19 protein-coding genes are annotated in these 18,534 nt (G+C 65.5%); 8 read left to right on the forward strand and 11 right to left on the reverse strand.

Features of this window, described 5'->3' with window-relative positions:
- Nucleotides 1-6: 6 nt before the first annotated feature.
- The 5 genes from ACTU6U_RS13575 to ACTU6U_RS13595 are packed head-to-tail and all read left to right on the forward strand — an operon-like array spanning nt 7 to nt 3,923.
- The gene (locus ACTU6U_RS13575; protein ID WP_443469650.1) at nt 7-888 is read left to right on the forward strand and encodes a transporter substrate-binding domain-containing protein; all 882 of its coding nucleotides are present in this window, start codon (nt 7-9) and stop codon (nt 886-888) included.
- A 14-nt stretch (nt 889-902) separates the two neighbouring features.
- The gene (ehuC, locus tag ACTU6U_RS13580; RefSeq protein WP_443469651.1) at nt 903-1,649 is read left to right on the forward strand and encodes an ectoine/hydroxyectoine ABC transporter permease subunit EhuC; all 747 of its coding nucleotides are present in this window, start codon (nt 903-905) and stop codon (nt 1,647-1,649) included.
- Nucleotides 1,649-2,323, forward strand: coding sequence for an ectoine/hydroxyectoine ABC transporter permease subunit EhuD (gene ehuD, locus ACTU6U_RS13585; protein WP_443469652.1), 675 nt, complete (start codon nt 1,649-1,651; stop codon nt 2,321-2,323). The genes ehuC and ehuD overlap by 1 nt, the downstream gene beginning before the upstream one ends.
- Nucleotides 2,307-3,122, forward strand: a complete 816-nt coding sequence (ehuA, locus tag ACTU6U_RS13590; protein WP_443469653.1) for an ectoine/hydroxyectoine ABC transporter ATP-binding protein EhuA — start codon at nt 2,307-2,309, stop codon at nt 3,120-3,122. Before ehuD ends, ehuA begins: the two co-directional genes overlap by 17 nt.
- 33 nt (nt 3,123-3,155) lie before the next feature.
- On the forward strand, nt 3,156-3,923 hold the full coding sequence (locus ACTU6U_RS13595) for an alpha/beta fold hydrolase (protein ID WP_443469654.1): 768 nt from the start codon (nt 3,156-3,158) through the stop codon (nt 3,921-3,923).
- Nucleotides 3,924-4,045: 122 nt separating this feature from the next.
- On the opposite strand, the gene ACTU6U_RS13600 is transcribed toward ACTU6U_RS13595, so the two are convergent.
- The 9 genes from ACTU6U_RS13600 to ACTU6U_RS13640 all read right to left on the reverse strand — a co-directional run bounded on the left by ACTU6U_RS13600 (nt 4,046) and on the right by ACTU6U_RS13640 (nt 13,493).
- Nucleotides 4,046-4,921 (reverse strand): endonuclease domain-containing protein, encoded by an 876-nt coding sequence (locus tag ACTU6U_RS13600; RefSeq protein WP_443469655.1) that lies wholly within the window; start codon nt 4,919-4,921, stop codon nt 4,046-4,048.
- A 264-nt stretch (nt 4,922-5,185) separates the two neighbouring features.
- The gene (locus tag ACTU6U_RS13605) at nt 5,186-6,010 is read right to left on the reverse strand and encodes a DUF2510 domain-containing protein (RefSeq protein ID WP_443469656.1); all 825 of its coding nucleotides are present in this window, start codon (nt 6,008-6,010) and stop codon (nt 5,186-5,188) included.
- Nucleotides 6,011-6,027: 17 nt separating this feature from the next.
- A complete protein-coding gene (gene mnhG / locus ACTU6U_RS13610) occupies nt 6,028-6,417 on the reverse strand; it encodes a monovalent cation/H(+) antiporter subunit G (protein WP_443469657.1) in 390 nt (129 codons plus the stop codon).
- Entirely contained in the window at nt 6,414-6,683 is a 270-nt protein-coding gene (locus ACTU6U_RS13615) for an MrpF/PhaF family protein (RefSeq protein WP_443469658.1), read from the reverse strand. Before ACTU6U_RS13615 ends, mnhG begins: the two co-directional genes overlap by 4 nt.
- Nucleotides 6,680-7,255, reverse strand: a complete 576-nt coding sequence (locus ACTU6U_RS13620; RefSeq protein ID WP_443469659.1) for a Na+/H+ antiporter subunit E — start codon at nt 7,253-7,255, stop codon at nt 6,680-6,682. Before ACTU6U_RS13620 ends, ACTU6U_RS13615 begins: the two co-directional genes overlap by 4 nt.
- Nucleotides 7,252-8,805, reverse strand: coding sequence for a Na+/H+ antiporter subunit D (locus ACTU6U_RS13625; RefSeq protein WP_443469660.1), 1,554 nt, complete (start codon nt 8,803-8,805; stop codon nt 7,252-7,254). The genes ACTU6U_RS13620 and ACTU6U_RS13625 overlap by 4 nt, the downstream gene beginning before the upstream one ends.
- The gene (locus ACTU6U_RS13630) at nt 8,802-9,389 is read right to left on the reverse strand and encodes a Na(+)/H(+) antiporter subunit C (RefSeq protein ID WP_443469661.1); all 588 of its coding nucleotides are present in this window, start codon (nt 9,387-9,389) and stop codon (nt 8,802-8,804) included. The genes ACTU6U_RS13625 and ACTU6U_RS13630 overlap by 4 nt, the downstream gene beginning before the upstream one ends.
- A complete protein-coding gene (locus ACTU6U_RS13635) occupies nt 9,389-12,334 on the reverse strand; it encodes a Na+/H+ antiporter subunit A (protein ID WP_443469662.1) in 2,946 nt (981 codons plus the stop codon). Before ACTU6U_RS13635 ends, ACTU6U_RS13630 begins: the two co-directional genes overlap by 1 nt.
- 94 nt (nt 12,335-12,428) lie before the next feature.
- Nucleotides 12,429-13,493, reverse strand: coding sequence for a LacI family DNA-binding transcriptional regulator (locus ACTU6U_RS13640; RefSeq protein WP_443469663.1), 1,065 nt, complete (start codon nt 13,491-13,493; stop codon nt 12,429-12,431).
- Nucleotides 13,494-13,551: 58 nt separating this feature from the next.
- Here ACTU6U_RS13640 and ACTU6U_RS13645 point away from each other — a divergent pair, with 58 nt between their 5' ends.
- The 3 genes from ACTU6U_RS13645 to ACTU6U_RS13655 are packed head-to-tail and all read left to right on the forward strand — an operon-like array spanning nt 13,552 to nt 16,208.
- Complete coding sequence (locus tag ACTU6U_RS13645) at nt 13,552-14,781, forward strand: MFS transporter (protein ID WP_443469664.1); 1,230 nt, start codon at nt 13,552-13,554, stop codon at nt 14,779-14,781.
- A 9-nt stretch (nt 14,782-14,790) separates the two neighbouring features.
- A complete protein-coding gene (gene nucS, locus ACTU6U_RS13650) occupies nt 14,791-15,486 on the forward strand; it encodes an endonuclease NucS (protein WP_443469665.1) in 696 nt (231 codons plus the stop codon).
- Nucleotides 15,487-15,527: 41 nt separating this feature from the next.
- Nucleotides 15,528-16,208, forward strand: coding sequence for an HAD hydrolase-like protein (locus ACTU6U_RS13655; protein ID WP_443469666.1), 681 nt, complete (start codon nt 15,528-15,530; stop codon nt 16,206-16,208).
- Between the two features lie 70 nt (nt 16,209-16,278).
- Here the strand turns inward: ACTU6U_RS13655 and ACTU6U_RS13660 are convergent, their stop codons facing one another.
- A complete protein-coding gene (locus tag ACTU6U_RS13660; RefSeq protein WP_417512196.1) occupies nt 16,279-16,485 on the reverse strand; it encodes a cold-shock protein in 207 nt (68 codons plus the stop codon).
- 294 nt (nt 16,486-16,779) lie between these two features.
- Nucleotides 16,780-18,399 (reverse strand): MFS transporter, encoded by a 1,620-nt coding sequence (locus ACTU6U_RS13665; RefSeq protein WP_443469667.1) that lies wholly within the window; start codon nt 18,397-18,399, stop codon nt 16,780-16,782.
- Between the last annotated feature and the right edge of the window lie 135 nt (nt 18,400-18,534).

Below are 18,534 nucleotides of genomic sequence, written 5' to 3' on the forward strand. Positions count from 1 at the left end.
GGCACCATGACGAAGAGAACGCTACGAACCAACATCGCCGCAGCGGCGATCGGAACCCTCGCTCTCGGCCTGCTCGCCGGTTGCGCTTCCGATGACACCGAGGGGATGAGCACGCTCGAGAAGGCACAGGAGGAGGGCACGATCACGCTCGCCGTCGCCTCAGAGCAGCCGTACTCCTGGGTCGAAGACGGCGAGCCCACCGGCGCGACGATCGCGATGCACGAGCAGATCTTCAAGAATCTCGGCATCGACAACATCGAGGTCGAAGAGGTCGCCTGGGACAACCTGATCCCCGGACTGAATGCGGGCCGTTGGGACGTCATCAGCGCAGGCATGTCGATCCTCCCCGACCGCTGCGCCGAAGCAGCGTTCAGCGACCCCGAGATCATGTACACCACGACGCTCGCCGTGCCCAAGGGCAACCCGAAGGACCTCAGCGATCTCGACTCCGTCGCAGCAGCGGGCGACATCAAGCTCGCCGTGCAATCCGGAGCCATCGAAGACGGTTACGCCAAGGACCTCGGCATCACGAACACGGTGCAGGTCGATTCTGCCAGCGCGGGCCTTGAGGCCGTACAGGCAGGCCTTGCCGACGCCTTCGCCCTGACCGCGGTGTCGCTGAACTGGATGACCGAGGACATGGACGACCTCGAGACCACCGAAGCCTTCGTGCAGGTGATCGACGGTGTCGAGCAGATCGGCGCCGGTGCCACGGTGTTCCGTCAGGACGACACCGCGCTTCTGAAGGCCTACAACGAGGAACTCGCCAAGATCACCGGTGACGAGCAGTCGTACCTCGACCTCGTCGAGCCGTTCGGATTCACTGCGGAGAACCTGCCGCCGGCAGATCTGACCACCGAGCAGCTCTGCGCTGGCGAACTCGGCTGAGTCCATCCCTCTCGGTGACTGACAATCTCGAAGCGCTCCAGCGGGCGCTGCCTCAGATCCTCGACGGGCTTCTCATAACCCTCGAGCTGACCGTGGGCGGCGCCCTGCTGGCGTTCATCATCGCTATCGGACTCGGGCTGCTCGCCCGGTTCGACAACATCCTGCTGCGCGGGTTCGCCCGCGTGGTGATCGAGTTCTTCCGCGGCACGTCGCTGCTCGTTCAGCTGTTTTTCTTCTTCTTCGTGCTGCCCCTCCCCCCGTTCAACCTCGAGCTGCCGCCGGTGTTCACCGGAATCCTGGCACTCGGTCTGAACTACGGCGCCTACGGCGCCGAAGTCGTGCGCGGATCGATCAACTCCGTGCCAGCCGGGCAGTGGGAGGCGACGACGGCGCTGAGCCTGTCGCGCACGCAGCGCATGTGGCGAGTGATCTTCCCCCAGGCATGGGCACTGATGATCCCGTCGCTGAACAACCTGCTCATCCAGCTTCTGAAGGGCACTGCGGTCGTCTATCTGATCACGATCGTCGACCTCACCGCCGAGCTGAACAAGCTGCGCATCAACACTGACGTCTTCTTCGCCTACACGCTCGGGCTCATCATCTACTTCGTCATCGCCTATCTTCTCTCGCTCATCATGAACGCGCTCGAAGCGCGCGCCAAGCACCGGCTCGGCCAGAGCACTCGGTGGCGCGAAACGGTCGCCGCCCCTGAGACCGTCGCCGAGCCCGAGGCCATCGCCAAACCAGAGGGGAGCGTGTGATGTCCGACGATTCCTTCCCCTGGAACTGGGACCACGTCTGGGGCGCGCTGCCCGACATGCTCTGGAGCTTCCTCACCGTCACTCTGGTGATCACCGTCGTCAGCAGCGCGATCGCGGCTGTCCTCGGGCTGCTCATCGCTCTGGTCCGCCGCAGCGCTCCTCGACCAGTCGCCGCCATCGTGACCTTCGTGATGAACTTCATCCGGATGACACCGATCGTGGTGCAGCTGCTGTTCGGCCTCTACGGACTGCTCGCGCTCGGCGTCGACATCCCGCCGATCATCATCGGCATTGCGATCTTCGGCATCCATTACGCCACGTATATGGCCGAGGTATACCGCGCGGGGATCGACTCGATCGCCCCCGGACAGTGGGAGGCTACGACGGCCCTGTCGATGTCGCGCCGTCGCACGTGGACCGCGGTGGTCATCCCACAGGCGGTACGGGCGACGGTCCCATCCCTAGGCAACTACGTGATCTCCATGTTCAAGGAGACGCCGTTCGTGTCGGTCATCTTCGTCGCCGACATGGTGAAGACCGCGCAGCTCTACGGTGGCGAACACTTCCGCTACGTCGAAGCGATCACTCTCGCCGGCCTCTTGTTCCTAGCCGCGAGTTACCCCACCTCCCTGCTGATCGGTCGATTGGAGAAGCGCCTTGCCCACAAATCCTGATACCCACACCGGTGCCATCACACTGGACGACGGCGACGTCCCCGCCATCCGCTTCGACAAGGTCGAGAAGCGCTTCGGCGATCACGTCGTGCTGCACGATCTCGACTTCACCGTGCGCAAGGGGGACCGCGTGACCCTGATCGGGCCGAGCGGATCGGGCAAGACGACGATCCTGCGTCTGGTCATGACGCTGGAAGAGGCCAACGCCGGGTACGTCTACATCGACGGCAAGCCGCTGACTCACTATGAGAAGGATGGCAAGCGGGTCGAGCTGAAGGAGAAGCACAAGAACGAGATGCGCAAGCGGATCGGAATGGTGTTCCAGCAGTTCAATCTCTTCCCGAACATGACGGTGATCGAGAACATCATCGAGGCCCCGGTGCACGTGCTCGGAATGTCGAAGCAGGATGCTCTGGCGCGGGGCCGTGCGCTGCTCGAGAAGGTGGGGCTCCCCGATAAGGAGAACGCGCACCCGACTCAGCTCTCCGGCGGACAGCAGCAGCGCGTGGCGATCGCGCGGGCTCTCGCCATGGAACCCGAGATCCTCCTGCTCGACGAGGTCACCAGCGCGCTGGACCCCGAGGTCGTCGGCGAAGTGCTGAACATCCTGCGCGACGTCGCCCGTGAGACCGATGTGACGATGCTGATCGTGACCCACGAGATGCAGTTCGCGCGTGACGTGTCGAACCGGGTGCTGATGTTCGACAGCGGCCGAGTCGTCGAAGAGGGGTCGCCGCAAGAGATGTTCAGCAACCCGCAGGAGCAACGGACCAGGGACTTCCTCTCGGCCGTGCTCTGACCTCTCAGTCGTGGCGTGACGCGTTAGGGTCGTATGGTGCCAGAACGTCTGCTTGCTCCTGAGGGTGTTCCCGCATCCATCGTCGAGTTCGAGCACGGCGGGGCGACGCTCGTCGCAGAGGACTTCGGAACCGGCGAGCACCCGTATGTACTGCTGCACGGCATCGGCATGGGCCGCAGCGTCTACCTCGACTTCATCGAACGCCTTCCTGGGCGCATCATCGCGCTCGATCTGCCCGGCTTCGGTGAAGCGCCGGAGCCGGATCGAACGCTGACGATGGCCCGGCACGCGGACCTCATTGCGGCGTTCCTGCGCAGCATCAGCGTCTCGGATGCCGTCATCATCGGCCACTCCATGGGCAGTCAGATCGGTGCGGAGCTCGCTGCGCGGCATCCGTCCCTCATCGCCGGACTCGTCCTGGCTGGCCCGACTGTGAACAGCGCTTCACGCAGCGTGCGGGAGCAGGCGACCTACCTGTTGCGCGACCTGATCGGCGAGCGTCCGATCGTGCTGTGGCGCGGCGCGCGCGAATATCTGCGCGGCGGCCCGCACCTGATCAGGAAGATCCGTGCGACCGTGGTGCACGAACCCGAGAAGGCGTATGCGCAGGTGAAGTGCCCCGTGCTCGTGCTGCGCGGCGAACGCGATCCCCTGGCGCCGGTGTCGTGGTGCCGTGAGATCGTCTCCCTCGTGCCGGGACCGGCCGATCTGAAGGAGATCCCCGACCACGGCCACGGCACGCTGATCAGCGACGCCGAGCTCGCCGCCGACCTGATCACGGAGTTCCGCGGCTCGCTCTGACGCGGCTCTCCCTGCCCCGGCTCTCCCTTGTTGCCCGCTTCTCGCTGCATAACTCCTGAACTTTTTGCCAGTTCCGCATGTTTCCGGCCGGGTCCTCTCCGTTTGAACCAGCTTCTCAGGAGTTATGCAACGCGGCGGCGACGCGCTGGCTGCGCGAAAGCCTCCAGGACGTCTGAGATCTTCTGCCGAACACTCGGTGAGTCGTACAAGATGTCAGATGCGATGGGTCGGATCGTCGTGTAGCCGAGTCCCGCGGCGGCGATGTCACGGCGCCGATCCTCGACCTGCTTGTTCCACCCCTCATGGAATTCTTTGCTGTCGCACTCGATGATCAGCCATCCTTCGATGACGAAGTCCACCCGCCCAACGCCTGGGATCACCACCTGCGTCTCGAAGCGCACTCCGAGCGTGCGAAGAATCAGCCTCATATACGTCTCTGGACCAGACTCGGCCGTGCCGTCGACCAGACTCAGGATCGGCTGCAGCCGCACCGGGAGCAGCTCGAACAAGCCGATGAGCTGCGTCCTGGTTGCCAGACGCAGATGCAGGAGACTGTCGAGAGTGGCGATGGCGGCGCGCGGGTCCTGGCAGAGGGTCGCCTGAAGGACGGCATCCCTGAGCGAGACGACATGTCTCGATTTACCGCGCTGCGAGCGGCGGGACCAATGCAGCACCGTGGATCTCAACCGAGGAGCACGAATACGCGACGTGTCCGGGGCGATAAAGATGTGCAGACAGGCTGCGTTCAAGACGAAGACGCCGAGCTTCTGCAAAAGCGTGACGCACGCCAGACGCCCGCCCACCCGCACTGCTTCCGCAACGTCTGGGTCAATGTCCGGATGCGCATAATGATCTCGCCGTAGCCGAAGGAGCAGCCCTGCGTTCACGGCACGCGTGATCTCGTGCCCACTCGCGCCGCCTTGCAGCAGGTCAGCACGCGAGAACACCATCTGCGCATAGAGCTCGGAGCGGAGTGCAGCTGTCTTGTTCTTGATCATCCACCGAATCGTGCCCGCAATGCGGCGGACGCCGCCGCCGCGAACCCACGTTCCGTGGATAACTCCTGAGCCTGCTCGACGGTGCAGAAGGAATCAGCCCCAGCCGCCCCGTTGCACAACTCCTGAACTTTTTGCCGGATCCCCGGAATCCCGGTCACTCTGCGGGCAACTCGGCCAGTTTCTCAGGAGTTATGCGCGCGCGGGGCAACGACGGCAGGACAGCGGCGACAGCGCCCCGGCAGCGACAGAGCGCAACGGCGGAACTCAGCGCAGCGGCGGGGCCTGCGTCGGCAGAATCAACGTGTAGCGGCGGATGTAGACCATCAGCAGCACCACGCCACCGACGAAGGCGAAGACCACCGCAGGGATGATGATCACCGCTGCCGCCCAGCCGACCGCGCCCACGAAGACGACGCCGAGAAGTGTTGCCAGCACGCCGAGCCCGACGAGCACCCACCCGAGGATCATCGAGTTCCGGTAGGCGCGCGACCCGTAGTGGGTCGGCCGCACCCCGAACTTCTGCGCGATGTACGGACTCCACTGGGCACCGGTCCACCATCGTGCGATCTGCCCTGACACGGGGAACCAGCCGGCGCCCGCGCCTTCGATCTCACCCGGCAGCGGCCGCGTCAGCGGATCGAACACCGGCGCCGTCGTGGGTGCAGCGAGCTTCCGCACCCGGCTGGCGTGGATGCCGCCGATCAACCAGAGAATCCCCGCGATGAGAAACAGGAAGGGAGCGAGGGTGAACAAGGGCTCATCAAGGAGCTGATAGATACCGAACTGCGAGACGCTGAGCACGATGAACATGATGCCGAGCGCGACGCCAGTGGAACCGGGTTCGATGGCAATCGCGTCCGGTCGCGGCGAGCCCGCACGAAGACGGTACGGTGTCCACCCTGCGCCGTCCCACCACCGAACATCCGCCGTCCCCACCACGGGATACCAGCCCATCGGTGCAGTCTGCACCACAGGTGCCGGCTGCAGCGCCACTGCGGCCGCACGCTCATGGGCGGTCCACTGCACGCCGTCCCACCAGCGCTGCTGCCCCGGGACCCCGGCGTCGTACCACCCTGGCCGTGCACTCATCTGTTACCTCTGTGCCCTCACCCCGCGGCGGGCGGGGTCTGCTTCGATTCGGCGAGCTCGTCCACGACGAGCGTGCGCTCCTCGGACGTTCCGTTGCGATAGGCCTGACGCCCGACGATATGGGCCGACAGCGGTGCGGTTGCGAACTGCATCAGCACGATCGGGGCGACGAGTGCGACCCCGAGCAGAATTCCGCCAACCGACCGCTGCGACAGCGCGATGGCCAGGCAGATCAGCATGAGGCCGAGCACCTGCGGCTTCGTGGCCGCGTGCAGTCGCGAAGGCACGGCACGGAAGTGCAGCAGTCCGACCGCGGCCGAGAGGCACAGCAGTGCACCAAGCAGGATCAAGACGAGCACGGTGATGTCGATGACAGCATCCGGAATTTCAAAGCCGAGGACATTCATGAGGTCGTGTTGTCCCTTCGCGCGACGTATCGTGCGACAGCGATCGACCCGAACACGCCCACGGCGGCGATGATCAGCAGCACCGGAATGCTGCGGGTGTGCCCGTTGATGGCCATCTCGGCCCCGATCACACACATCACTTCGGTGAGGAGAACATCGGATGCCACGGCACGGTCGAGAATCGACGGACCCCGGATGATGCGGATCACCGTCAGCAGCGCCGCGACGCTGAAGACGACGAAGATCACGAACATGAGCCAGTTCATGCCTTGCCCTCCGCCCGCTCGTCGGCTTTCAGTGCACGATACTGCGCGGGGCTTCCGAGCGCCCGAACGATCCGGCGCTCCCACCTCAGCACGCCCGCGCGCTGCTCCTCGACGTCGTCGAGATTGCGCACGCCGATCACGTGCAGATACAGGATGCCGCGGTCTCGGTCGGTCTCGACGACGAGCGAGCCTGGGATCAGCGACGCCGTGATAGAGACGTGCGTCATGATCAGGTCATCCGCGTAGCGAAGGTCGACGCCGATGATGGCAGCCCCAGGCTGGCGCCGGAAGTCGAACACCTGGATGGTCACCGCAACGGCACCGCGCACGATCGCCCAGACGAACTGCACGGCGAACAGCACCACGTACCAGAGGTTGATGCGTCCGGACAGTTCGATCGTCGGCAGCCGGAAGACGCGCGTGACGAAGATCGCGACCAGAAGGCCTGTGACGAAAGAGAGCACCGTGAACTGGTTCCACACCAGCATCCACAGCACGATCAGCCAGGCGAGGAACGGCAGCTGCATAAGGATGTCGCGCACGATGGCGCGGGGGTTGCTCTCCGGGCTCACGGGCTCGCCTCCTCTTCGAGCTGAATGAGGTTCACCGGCTGCAGCAGCGATTCGCCGATGCTCGCGCAGAGTTCGTAGAGCGGGCCGGCGAAGATGGTGAGCATCAGTGTGACACCGACCATCCCGCCGGTCGCGACCGTCATGATCTTCGGAATGCGGCGGCGTTCCTGCTGCTCGTCGGCGGCCGGGGCGTTGCCGAGGTACGAGACGCGACCGTCGGTCTCGGTGGAGTCCTCCTCCTCGCGCCAGAACGCGAGGTTCCACGCGCGCATGAGCGCGTAGAGAGTCAGGAGCGAGGTCAGGATGCCGGCGAAGATGAGCACGATCATGATCGGGGTGCCGACCTCGGCCGCAGCATCGAACAGCGCGAACTTTCCGATGAATCCCGAGAACGGAGGAAGACCGCCGAGGTTGATCGCGGGGACGAAATAGAGCACGGCGATCAGCGGTGCGGCTTTCAGCAGTCCCTTCACTCTCAGGATCGAGGTGCTGCCGGCACGGCGCTCGATGAGTCCGACGGCCAGGAACAGAGTCGTCTGCACGATGATGTGGTGCACGATGTAATACACCGTCGCGCCGATCGCCGCAGGCGTCGCGATCGCCAAGCCGAAGATCATGTAGCCGACGTGGCTCACAAGTGTGAAAGACAGGATCCTCTTGAGCTCGGCCTGCGCGACAGCGCCGAGTACTCCCACGATCATGGTGGCCAGCGCGATGATCAGCAGCAGAGTGTTGATGTCATTGCTGGCGAAGAGCTGCGTCTCGGTGCGGATCAGGGCATAGACGCCCACCTTCGTCAGTAATCCGGCGAACACCGCGGTGACCGGCGCGGGTGCCGTCGGATAGGAGTCGGGCAGCCAGAACGAAACGGGGAAGATCGCGGCCTTGATCCCGAATGCCACGACGAGCATGAGGTGCAGCACGAGCTGCGTGTCCTGCGGCAGTTCGCTCATCCGCTCGGCGATCTGCGCCATGTTCACCGTGCCGAGCGCACCGTAGATCATCGCGATCGCCGCGAGGAAGATGATCGACGAGACCAAGGAGACGACGATATACACGGCGCCGGTTCGGATGCGCGACTCGGTGCTGCCGAGGGTGATGAGCACGTACGACGCGACCAGCAGGATCTCGAAGCCGACGTAGAGGTTGAACAGGTCGCCGGCGATGAAGGCGTTGAAGATCCCGGCGGCGAGGATCAGATACGACGGGTTGAAGATCGAGATCGGGGTCTCATCCGCGCCATCGGCGGCACCCTGACCGATCGAGAAGAGCAGAACCGCGACCAGCACGATGCTGGAGATCAGCACGAGGAGCGCTGCGAGCCGGTCGACGTAGAGCACGATGCCGAACGGCACCGGCCACCCGCCCACCGAGACCGCGAGAGGTGCGCCCTGATCGACGACGAACAGCAGCACGGCCGCGATGACGGCGACGGCCGTGAGGCTCGCCACGGTGACAAGCACCTGCAGTCGGGGGCTCCGCCCGAAGACAAGGGTGATGGCAGCGCCGAGCAGCGGAAGCGCGACGAGCAGCGGGACGAGCGCGCTCACCTGCGGTCCCCCTCGTCGTCGTCGGTCACGTTGTCAGCCTCGTCGTCGGTCACGTTGTCAGCCGAAGGGGCGGATGCCGCGGCATCCCATGACCGGTCGACGGGCGCGTCATCGTGAATCGACGGGTGATCCCGCATGTGCAGCACGGTGATGGGCGAGGTGCGCACGTCGACGAAGTCGGTGGTGGCCTCTTCGTCGTCGATGTCCTCATCGTCGTCGAGCACGTCTTCGTCAGCATCCGTACGTGCGCGAAGCGCGATGTCTGCCTCGTCGTCCTCGACGGTGTCGGCCTGGCCGAGCTGCCACGAGCGGTAGATCAGCGCGAGCAGGAATGCGGTGACCGCGAACGTGATGACGATGGCTGTGAGCGTGAGCGCCTGGGGAAGGGGGTCGCTGAGGTCGCTGTACCCGAAGAAGGGGGCGTTGCCCGGCACGCCCATGACGATCAGCAGCAGCAGGTTCGTCGCATTGCCGAGCAGCATGAATCCGATGAGCACGCGAGTCAGGCTGCGCTCGAGCATCGCGTAGACGCCGGCGGCGAAGAGAATCGCCATGACGATGATGAGGGTGAGCGAGACATCCATCAGGCGCTCACTGCCCGGCTGCGCAGCTCCTGCGCCTGACGGTCGACCTCGGCACCGAGGCTGCGCAGCACATCGAGCACGAGACCGATCACAACCAGATACACGCCGATGTCGAACACCGTCGAAGTGACGAACTCCATGTGACCGATACCGGGTATCTCCCATTCCCAGAACGTGCTGGTCAGCGGTGCAAGACCGAAGAACAGCGGGATAACGGCGGTTCCGACCGAGAGCAGCAGCCCCGCGCCCAGCAGGCGACCGGCATCGGTGGGCGCCGCGGACCCGAGCTCCCAGCGGCCGCCGGCGATGTACCGCATTACCAGCGCCATTCCGGCGACCAGGCCGCCGGCGAAACCGCCACCGGGCTGATTGTGGCCGGCGAAGAGCAGATAGATCGACACCACGATGATCGTGTGGAAGAGGATGCGCACGATGACCTCGAGCAGAATCGAGCGGTTCTCAGGCTTCATCTGCTGGCCGCCGACGAGCCACGCACGAGGGCTGCTGCGGTTCTCCGCGGTCTGGAAGCGCACACCCTCTGTCGTCTCGACGAGCGGCATGATCCGCGCTCGACGCCGAACCTGCTTGGGAAGGGCGGGGCGGGCCGAGAGCATGTCGGCGCGATGGGTGACGAACACGAGGGACGCCACACCCGTCGCCGCGAGCACCAGAACAGACAGTTCGCCCATCGTGTCCCAGCCGCGGAGGTCCACCAGCGCGACGTTGACGACGTTCTGTCCGTGTCCGAGCTTGTAAGCGAGTTCGGGAAAATCGATCGAAATCGGCTCGGCGACGCGCGACTGCGTCGCGATGATGACGACGAACGCCATCGTGAGGCCCGTGCCGATGGCCAGAAGCGCCCTCGGGATGCGCGACACTGACTCGTTGTGTTCACCCAAGCGCGATGGCAGGCGGCGAAGTACGAGCGCGAAGGTGACCATGGTGACGGTCTCGACGAGGATCTGCGTGAGGGCGAGGTCAGGAGCGCCGCTCGTCGCGAAGAGCGCGACCATGCCGAGGCCGGTGACCGAGACGAGTACGACGCCCGTGTAGCGCTTGCGTGCCTGCACGGCGAAGACCGCGGCGATCGCCATGATCGGTGCGACGGCGATCTGCGTCGGGGTGTGCCACGCCGACAGATTGAGCTGGTCGACATCACTCGCGAGAAGGGCGGTGACCTCGGCGGCGACGACGACCACGAAGATCGTGCCCACGTAGACCGGCAGAGAACCACGCTGGGTGAGTGTCGTGGTGATGACCGAGAGCCGGTCGACGCCTCTCATCACGAACGCGTATGCGTCTGCCGCAGTGAACGGCAGCATGCGCGGTTTGGCGTCCCAGCCAGTGCGGCGAGTGAGCAGGAACAGCCCGATCCCGAGCAAGATCGATGCGATCGAGATGCCCAGCGCCGGCTCGAACCCGTGCCACAGCGCGAGGTGACCGGTGCCCTCGGTGGGCATGCCCTCGGGGTCCAGGCCGGGAATGGCGGTGACCGCATAACCGTGCAGCGCTACGTCGAGCGCCGGGGCGCCGAGGCCGGCAGCAAGAGTGAGCCCGGCGAGGATGATCGGCGCCGAGAGGAATCCGACGGGCGGGTCCGGCCAGACCGTGTCGGGCATCGGTGCCCCCTGCTTATCGCGCTTGCGCCAGAACGCTCCCCAGAGGAACCGCACGCCATATGCCGCAGTCAGCATGGAACCGAGAATGATGCCGATCAAGGCGACGAGGCCCCAGACCGATCCGCCCATCGCGTCGTCCAGCAGGCTGGTGAGTGCGGACTCCTTCGCGACGAATCCGATCGTCGGGGCGATCCCTGCCATGGATGCCACCGAGATGAATGCCGCGGTCGCCATGACCGGCGCCTGTCTGCCGACGCCGGACAGTTCGCCGATATCTCGCGTGGAGAGCTGACGGTCGATGACGCCGACGATGAGGAAGAGCGCCGATTTGAACAGCGCGTGCCCGATGACCAGTGCGAGTCCTGCGAGCGCTGTGGCCTGCGTGCCGTAGCCGACCATGACAGTGAAGAAGCCGAGCTGACTCACCGTGCCGAATGCGAGCACGCGCTTGAGGTCGGTCTCACGCAGCGCCTGGAAACCGCCGAGCAGCATGGTGAACACACCGAGCGAGATGACGATCGGCCGCCACGGCGCCGACAGCGCGAAGACTGGAGCGAACCGCGCGATCAGGTAGATGCCAGCCTTCACCATCGCCGCCGCGTGCAGATACGCACTCACCGGGGTCGGAGCAGCCATGGCGCCAGGAAGCCAGAAGTGGAACGGGAAGATCGCCGACTTGCTGAGCGCACCGATCAGCAGCATCACGATCGCGGCGTTGACGAGCGGCCCGGACGGCGCGATCTCCAGGATCCTGGAGATACTCGTCGTTCCGGTGTCGACCGCGAGCAGCACGACCCCCACGAACATGACCAGACCGCCGAGAGTCGTCACCAGCAGGGCCTGGAGTGCGGCACGACGGCTGGCTGCACGCCGGCGATAGTGGCCGATGAGCAGGTAGGAGAGGATGCTGGTGATCTCCCAGAACATCACGAGCATGATGATGTCGTCAGTGAGGACGAGCCCGTACATCGCTCCCGCGAAGCCGAGCAGCACGCCGGCGAACTGTCCGACATCAGTGGTGTCGTCGTAGAAGTACCAGCGGCAGTACAACAGCACCAGTGCGCCGACGCCGGTGACGATCAGAGTGAGCACCCAGCCGAGCACGTCCATGTGCATCGACAGATTCAGGCCGAGCTGCGGGATCCACGCCACGGACTCGAACGGCGAGGGATCCGCCGCGAGCACCTGCGGGGTCAGAGTGAGCGCGTGCACGAACGCCGCAGCAGGAACGAGAGCCGCGACCGCGAAAGCCTGTGCTCCGAGCCAGCGCACCAGAACCGGGAGAACGAGAGCCCCGAGGAGGAACACCGCAAGGAGCACGATCATCGGCGGCTCCTCAAGGGCTCGTCGGCCGGAAAAGGCACAGGCGGGCGGGTTTCTCCCAGTTTACCCGGAGCTGACTCTCCCCGATGCGAAACCGTCAGCGTGCGGGAGCGCCGGTGGTGGTTCCTTGACGAAATCGGCACGTGAGGTGCACCGACTCGGCCGGCTCTCCACGCAGCATCCGTGCGATCTGCTCGCCGGCCGCACGCCCCTTCTCGACCGCGGGCTGGACCATCGTGGTGAGCACGTGGTCGCCGATGCCATCGACGCGGACGCCATCGAAGCCCGCGACGCTGAGGTCTTCAGGAACGCGCAGCCCGAGCTCTTCTGCCGCGCGGATCACGCCCACCGCGAGCAGATCGCTCTGCGCGAGGACGGCGGTGGGGCGGTTCGCGGGGTCCGCGAGCAGCGTGCGCCCGGCGATCACACCCTCATCGATCGAGCTCGCCTTCGTCGCGAGCGCCATCGCGTCGGGATAAACCTCGCGCACGCCATCGAGCCGCTCGACGGTGATCTCCACCGTGGCCAGGACAAGCCGCTCGGGTGTGATCGGTCCGCGCTGACGGTCGCCTCCCGGTGGCAGCGTGACGATTGCGACGCGCGTGTGACCGAGGTCCCTGATGTGGCCGGCGATGTCTGCCGCCGCATCGTGATTGTCCAGCGTGATGCGTGGGATGCCTTCGCCGGCGTCGCCTTCGATCACGACAACGGGCAGCCCTCTGCCGCGCACGATGTCCAGCGATGCTCGGAACCGAGCGGAGCATCCGATCAGCACTGCCGCATCGACCGGCGCAGTGTTGAGGGAAGACACCCCGTCGTCACCGGGCTCATCGCGCAGCAGCAGCACGCCGGCACCGAGATCGGCGAGACCGTCGGTGAGACCGTCCATCATCGGAATCGTGACCGGATCGAGGAACGCGGTGCGCAGGTGCCCTTCGAGGACGACGGCGACGATTCCGCTCCGGCCACGGCGGAGGGAAGCAGCCATCGGGTCGGGGCCGGTGTATCCGAGGGCATCCGCCGCCGCGAGCACGCGCGTGCGGGTGGCGTCTGACACCTTCGTCTTGCCGCTGAAGACGACGGATGCTGTCGATGTGGACACTCCGGCCTCATGGGCGACATCGGACAGAGTCGCCCGACGCGGTGCGGATGCTGCGGTCATATCTCGAGGATAGCCGCTCCGGGTTTCACCTATCGAATCGATTCGATACGCTGTGGGGATGGAATCCACGCTCACTCGCGCGCAGTACTCGCGCTGGCGGAACGCGGTCTTCGCGATCTTCCTGGCCAGCGGCATGTCGTTCGCGACGTGGGCCTCGCGGGTCCCTGACATCAAGCGAATGCTCGAGATCGATAATGCGCAGATCGGTCTGCTGCTGCTCGGCATGGGCATCGCGTCGATCCTCGGCATCTCGACCGGACCCGCGGTGATGGCGCGCACGGGTGCGCGCCGCGGGATGCTGGCGATGATGATCATGCTGTCCATCGGCCTGGCGCTCGTCGGAATCGGCACGACCGTGCTCATGTCGTTCCCGATCGTGATCGTCGGTCTCGCACTGTTCGGCTTCGGCAACGGAGCCCTCGACGTCATGATGAACGTCGAGGCGACCGCGATCGAGCAGGCGGCGGGGAAGACGATCCTCCCGCTGTTCCACGCCTTCTTCAGCTTCGGCACGGTGATCGGAGCGGGACTCGGCTGGGTGGCGGCTGACGCCCAGCTCTCTGTCGTCGTGCACACCTCCGTGATCACCGCGGTCATCCTGGTCCTGGCGTTCGTGTGCTTCGCCAATGTCCCGGACCGCGAAGCCACGCTCGACCCGGAAGAGTCAGGGGAGAAGCCGCACTGGCGCGAGCGGATGCACGACGCGCTGGCTGCCTGGCGCGAACCGCGCACCTACGCCCTCGGCGTCGTGATGCTCGGGATGTCGTTCGCCGAAGGCGGAGCGAACGACTGGCTCGCACTCGGCACGGCTGAGGACCACGGCGGTGGAACCGCGATGGGCGCTGCCGCCCTGACCGTGTTCTCGGTGTGCATGACCACAGTGCGGGTTTTCGGCGGACCGCTCGTCGACCGCTTCGGCCGGGTGCTCGTGCTTCGAGTGCTCGCAGTGACAGCAGCCGGCGGCATCCTGCTGTTCATCCTCGCCCCCTCGCTTCCGCTCGCCTTCCTCGGCGCCGCACTGTGGGGCCTCGGTGCATCGCTCGGCTTCCCGCTGGGCATGTCGGCGGCGGCGGATGACCCGGCGAAGGCGGCAGCACGCGTGAGCGCGGCGGCAACGATCGGATACATCGCCTTCCTCGGCGGCCCGCCGGTTCTGGGCCTCATCAGCGAGCACATCGGCCTGCTGAACACCCTGTTCATCCTGGTCGCGCTGGTCGTGGCATCCGGACTGTTTTCGGGAGCGGCGAAACCACTGGTGAAAGAGAGCGTCCCCGCCGAGACGAAGTAGGCTCTTCGCGTGCGCCTCGTCATTGCCCGTTGCTCCGTGAACTACACCGGTCGCCTCAACGCTCACCTCCCCCTCGCCACACGCCTGCTCGTACACAAGGGCGACGGCAGTCTGCTCGTGCACTCCGACGGCGGCAGCTACAAGCCGCTGAACTGGATGAGCCCGCCCTGCACGCTCGTCACAGAGGTGCCGGGCGAAGATGAGGCGGATGCAGGCGTGATCGACGTCTGGCGCGTCACGCACAAGAAGACCGGCGACGCACTGCGCGTGCAGATCTACGAGGTGCTCCACGACTCCGCCCACGAGCTCGGCATCGACCCCGGCCTGCAGAAGGACGGCGTCGAGGCCGACCTGCAGCGACTTCTCGCGGAGCAGGTCGATCGCATCAGCGAAGGCGCGACCCTGGTGCGTCGCGAGTACCCGACGGCGATCGGGCCGGTCGATCTGATGGTGCGGGATGCTTCGGGCGCCGCCATCGCGGTCGAGATCAAGCGCCGCGGCGACATCGACGGGGTCGAGCAGCTCACCCGATACCTCGAACTGCTCGGACGCGATCCGCATCTCGCACCGGTGCAGGGCGTTTTCGCCGCTCAGGAGATCAAACCTCAGGCGCGCGTGCTGGCCGAGGACCGTGGCATCCGCTGCCTCGTGCTCGACTATGACGACATGAAGGGCATCGAGTCCGGAATCCCACGGCTGTTCTGACCCTGGCCTGGCGAGGCTGCGCCTGACCATAGGCTGGATGCATGCTTCTCTCTCCCTACACCTGCGTGCTCTGGGACGTCGATGGCACGATCGCCGACGCGACTCCCGGCATCTTCCCGCGGCTGCTCGAAGTGCTCGCCTCCTTCGATCTGCCGGCCCCCGACGCCGCAGACCTTCCGCGCTGGGTCGGACCGCCCATGCACGAGTCCTTCCAGCTCCTCGCGGGACTCAGCTCCGAGCAGGCCGATGAAGCCCTCACCCGCTACCGCACTCTCGCCGCGCGCGACGGGTATGCGGCATCCGTCGACATCTACCCCGGCGTTCCCGATGTGATCCGCGCGGTTGCGGCGGCAGGGATCCCGCAGGCGACGGCGAGCACGAAACCCGAGAATCAGGTGCGTGCGATTCTCGAGCACAACGAGCTGATCGGCCTGTTTACCGCGATCTCCGGAGCGCGCAGCGGCGCGATCGGTCGTGCGGACGGCAAAGCGGATGTGATCGGCTGGGCTCTGGAACGCCTGGAGGCCGCTGGGGCAGACGTGTCCAGGCCGGTACTCATCGGCGACCGGCACCATGACGTCGACGGGGCAGCTCACTTCGGCATCCCGGTCATCTTCTCGGAGTGGGGCTTCGGGGATGCTTCCGAAGCAGAATCCGCCGCCTACCGAGCGTCCGATGCCGAAGCTCTGCACGCGCTGCTTCTGCAGGCAGAGGCCGCTTAAGACACAGAACTCCCCGCCGAGCCACGCGGGTAGCGTGCTCTCCGACGGGGAGTCCTATGGAAATCGACCCTCAGAGGGGGCGGATGTTCTCGGCTTGCAGGCCCTTGGGGCCCTGCGCCACATCGAACTCGACGCGCTGGTTCTCGTCGAGTGAGCGGTAGCCGCTTGAATCAATGGCGGAGTAGTGCGCGAAGACGTCAGCGCCGCCGTCGTCGGGGGAGATGAAGCCGAAGCCCTTCTCCGAGTTGAACCACTTGACCGTGCCTTGGGTGCTCATGTACTGCCGTTCTGCTGGAATGTCGTCGACGCTGGATGCCCCGACGATGCCCACATTATCTGCGCAGTGTCTGAGTGGAATAGCTTCGCTCGGATGTTAATCCAAATGTTGCAACGGCCATGGAACGAAGACGGCCCTCACCGCGGGGGGAGCGGTGAGGGCCAAAGACGACCGGAGGGTGCGTCGAAAATACACTAACCCAGGATCGGCTGTTTTGTCCCCCATTTGGGGGACAATTCCCGAATCTTGTCCCGTTTCACAGCTTCGCCGCCCGGCGACGATGCGCCGAAGGGGCTAGCGCGAAGCGCGGCGAAGGCGCAGTGCGCCGATGAAGCCCAGCAGCAGGAACACCATGGCGATCAGCAGCGACCAGCGCGTGGCGTCCGTGAAGCCTGCCGAGAGTGCATCCACTGCCGCCGCCGTCTGGTCTCCGAGCGGGCTCGCTGTGCCTTCCCCTCGCAGTTGACCGATCACCGTTCCGGCGGACTGGCGCGCGGTCTCTGCGAGCTGATCGGCGGCCTTCCCGGTCACCCCTGCCGCCTCGAGCGACGCGGGAAGCGTCAGCGCGAGCGCGACCGACAGCGTCGCACCCGCGAACGCCGTACCGAACGCAGAACCGATCTGCCTGACTGTGCTCTGGGTCGCCGAGCCCTGGCCCGACACTTCGACCGGCACGTCGCGTAGTACTGTTCCGGTCAGCTGAGCGGATGCCAGCCCCAGACCCAGACCGTAGACGATGAGCGGCAGCGCGACCATCCACCCCGGGCTCGTGCTCGTGATGAACAGGGCAAGGGCGCCGATGCCGGTGACTTCCAATCCGAGGCCGATCAGCACCGTGCCCGGAGACCCGAATCGAGCAGCGAGATGACGCGCGGATGCGCCCGAGAGGAACGCCCCCACAGCCATCGCGGCGAGAACGAGCCCTGCGCCCATGACGTCGAGACCGAGCGCATTGATGAGGTAGAGGGGAAGCACGAAGATGATCGCGAACTCGCCGACGGCAACCATCGCCGCGGTCACGTTGCCCCACGAGAAGGTGGGGAACCCGAAGAGCGAGAGGTCGAGGATGGCCGAGCGTCGCACCTTCTCGCGGTGGCGCTCCCACACCACGAAGAGCGTCAGCGCGACAACCGCAATGGCGAAAGCGATCGGAACGACCGAGATCGGAGCATCCATCGGCCATGGCCAGCCGAAGAGCTCGAACTTCGCGGTGGGTTTCCACCACCCGATATCCGGGCCTTCGATGACGGCGAAGACGAGCGCGCCGAAGCCGATCGCGCTCAGCAGCGCGCCGTCGACATCCGCGCCGGGGCGCACCTTGCCGCCCTTCGTCTCGGGGACGAACAGCATCGCCGCGATGAACACGAGGATGCCGAGGGGAATGTTCACGAGGAAGATCCAGTGCCATGATGCCCACTGCGTGAGCGCACCGCCTGCGAGCGGTCCGATGGCGGCAGCACCAGAGATGACCGCTCCCCACACCCCGAAGGCAGCCGCGCGGTACTTGCCGCGGAAGACCGCGTTGACGGTGGAGAGAGTCGAAGGCATGATCAGCGCGGCGCCCACCGCCTGCACAGCGCGTGCCCCGATCAGTGTTCCCGCGGCATCCGACATGGCCGCAAGGATGCTGCCGCCGACGAAGATCACCAGTCCGATCTGGAACATCCGCCGGCGCCCCCACCGGTCTGCAAGCCGCCCGGTCGAAAGTAGCAGTGCCGCCAGCAGCACGGCATACAGACTGTTCACCCACTGCGCGTCGGTGAGATCGAGATGGATATCGCTGATGATGACCGGCAGCGCGACACCGACGATCGTTCCATCGAGCACGATGAGTCCGAGTCCGAACGCCAGAACGGCGAGCCCGATCCATTCCTTGCGGGTGGGAGCGGATACCGCGGTGTCTTCGACGCTCATGGGGCCACCTTTCTCTCGATCGGTCAGACGACACCTTGACCGTAGCGTGACGCGAGTCGTTTCTGATCGATCGAAAAGATGATGTGGCGGTGCGTTCTGCGGATTACTACCTTTTCGTCTGCGAGACGTCAACCC

The sequence above is a fragment of the Microbacterium zouquanmingi genome (genome assembly GCF_052266695.1).
Lineage (GTDB): Bacteria > Actinomycetota > Actinomycetes > Actinomycetales > Microbacteriaceae > Microbacterium.

Coding starts and splice junctions, on each gene's coding strand:
- ACTU6U_RS13575 (WP_443469650.1), top strand. CDS start 7: ATGACGAAGAGAACGCTACGAACCAACATCGCCGCAGCGGCGATCGGA.
- ehuD (WP_443469652.1), top strand. CDS start 1,649: ATGTCCGACGATTCCTTCCCCTGGAACTGGGACCACGTCTGGGGCGCG.
- ACTU6U_RS13595 (WP_443469654.1), top strand. CDS start 3,156: ATGGTGCCAGAACGTCTGCTTGCTCCTGAGGGTGTTCCCGCATCCATC.
- ACTU6U_RS13600 (WP_443469655.1), bottom strand. CDS start 4,921: ATGATCAAGAACAAGACAGCTGCACTCCGCTCCGAGCTCTATGCGCAG.
- ACTU6U_RS13605 (WP_443469656.1), bottom strand. CDS start 6,010: ATGAGTGCACGGCCAGGGTGGTACGACGCCGGGGTCCCGGGGCAGCAG.
- mnhG (WP_443469657.1), bottom strand. CDS start 6,417: ATGAATGTCCTCGGCTTTGAAATTCCGGATGCTGTCATCGACATCACC.
- ACTU6U_RS13615 (WP_443469658.1), bottom strand. CDS start 6,683: ATGAACTGGCTCATGTTCGTGATCTTCGTCGTCTTCAGCGTCGCGGCG.
- ACTU6U_RS13630 (WP_443469661.1), bottom strand. CDS start 9,389: ATGGATGTCTCGCTCACCCTCATCATCGTCATGGCGATTCTCTTCGCC.
- ACTU6U_RS13635 (WP_443469662.1), bottom strand. CDS start 12,334: ATGATCGTGCTCCTTGCGGTGTTCCTCCTCGGGGCTCTCGTTCTCCCG.
- ACTU6U_RS13640 (WP_443469663.1), bottom strand. CDS start 13,493: ATGACCGCAGCATCCGCACCGCGTCGGGCGACTCTGTCCGATGTCGCC.
- ACTU6U_RS13645 (WP_443469664.1), top strand. CDS start 13,552: ATGGAATCCACGCTCACTCGCGCGCAGTACTCGCGCTGGCGGAACGCG.
- ACTU6U_RS13655 (WP_443469666.1), top strand. CDS start 15,528: ATGCTTCTCTCTCCCTACACCTGCGTGCTCTGGGACGTCGATGGCACG.
- ACTU6U_RS13660 (WP_417512196.1), bottom strand. CDS start 16,485: ATGAGCACCCAAGGCACGGTCAAGTGGTTCAACTCGGAGAAGGGCTTC.
- ACTU6U_RS13665 (WP_443469667.1), bottom strand. CDS start 18,399: ATGAGCGTCGAAGACACCGCGGTATCCGCTCCCACCCGCAAGGAATGG.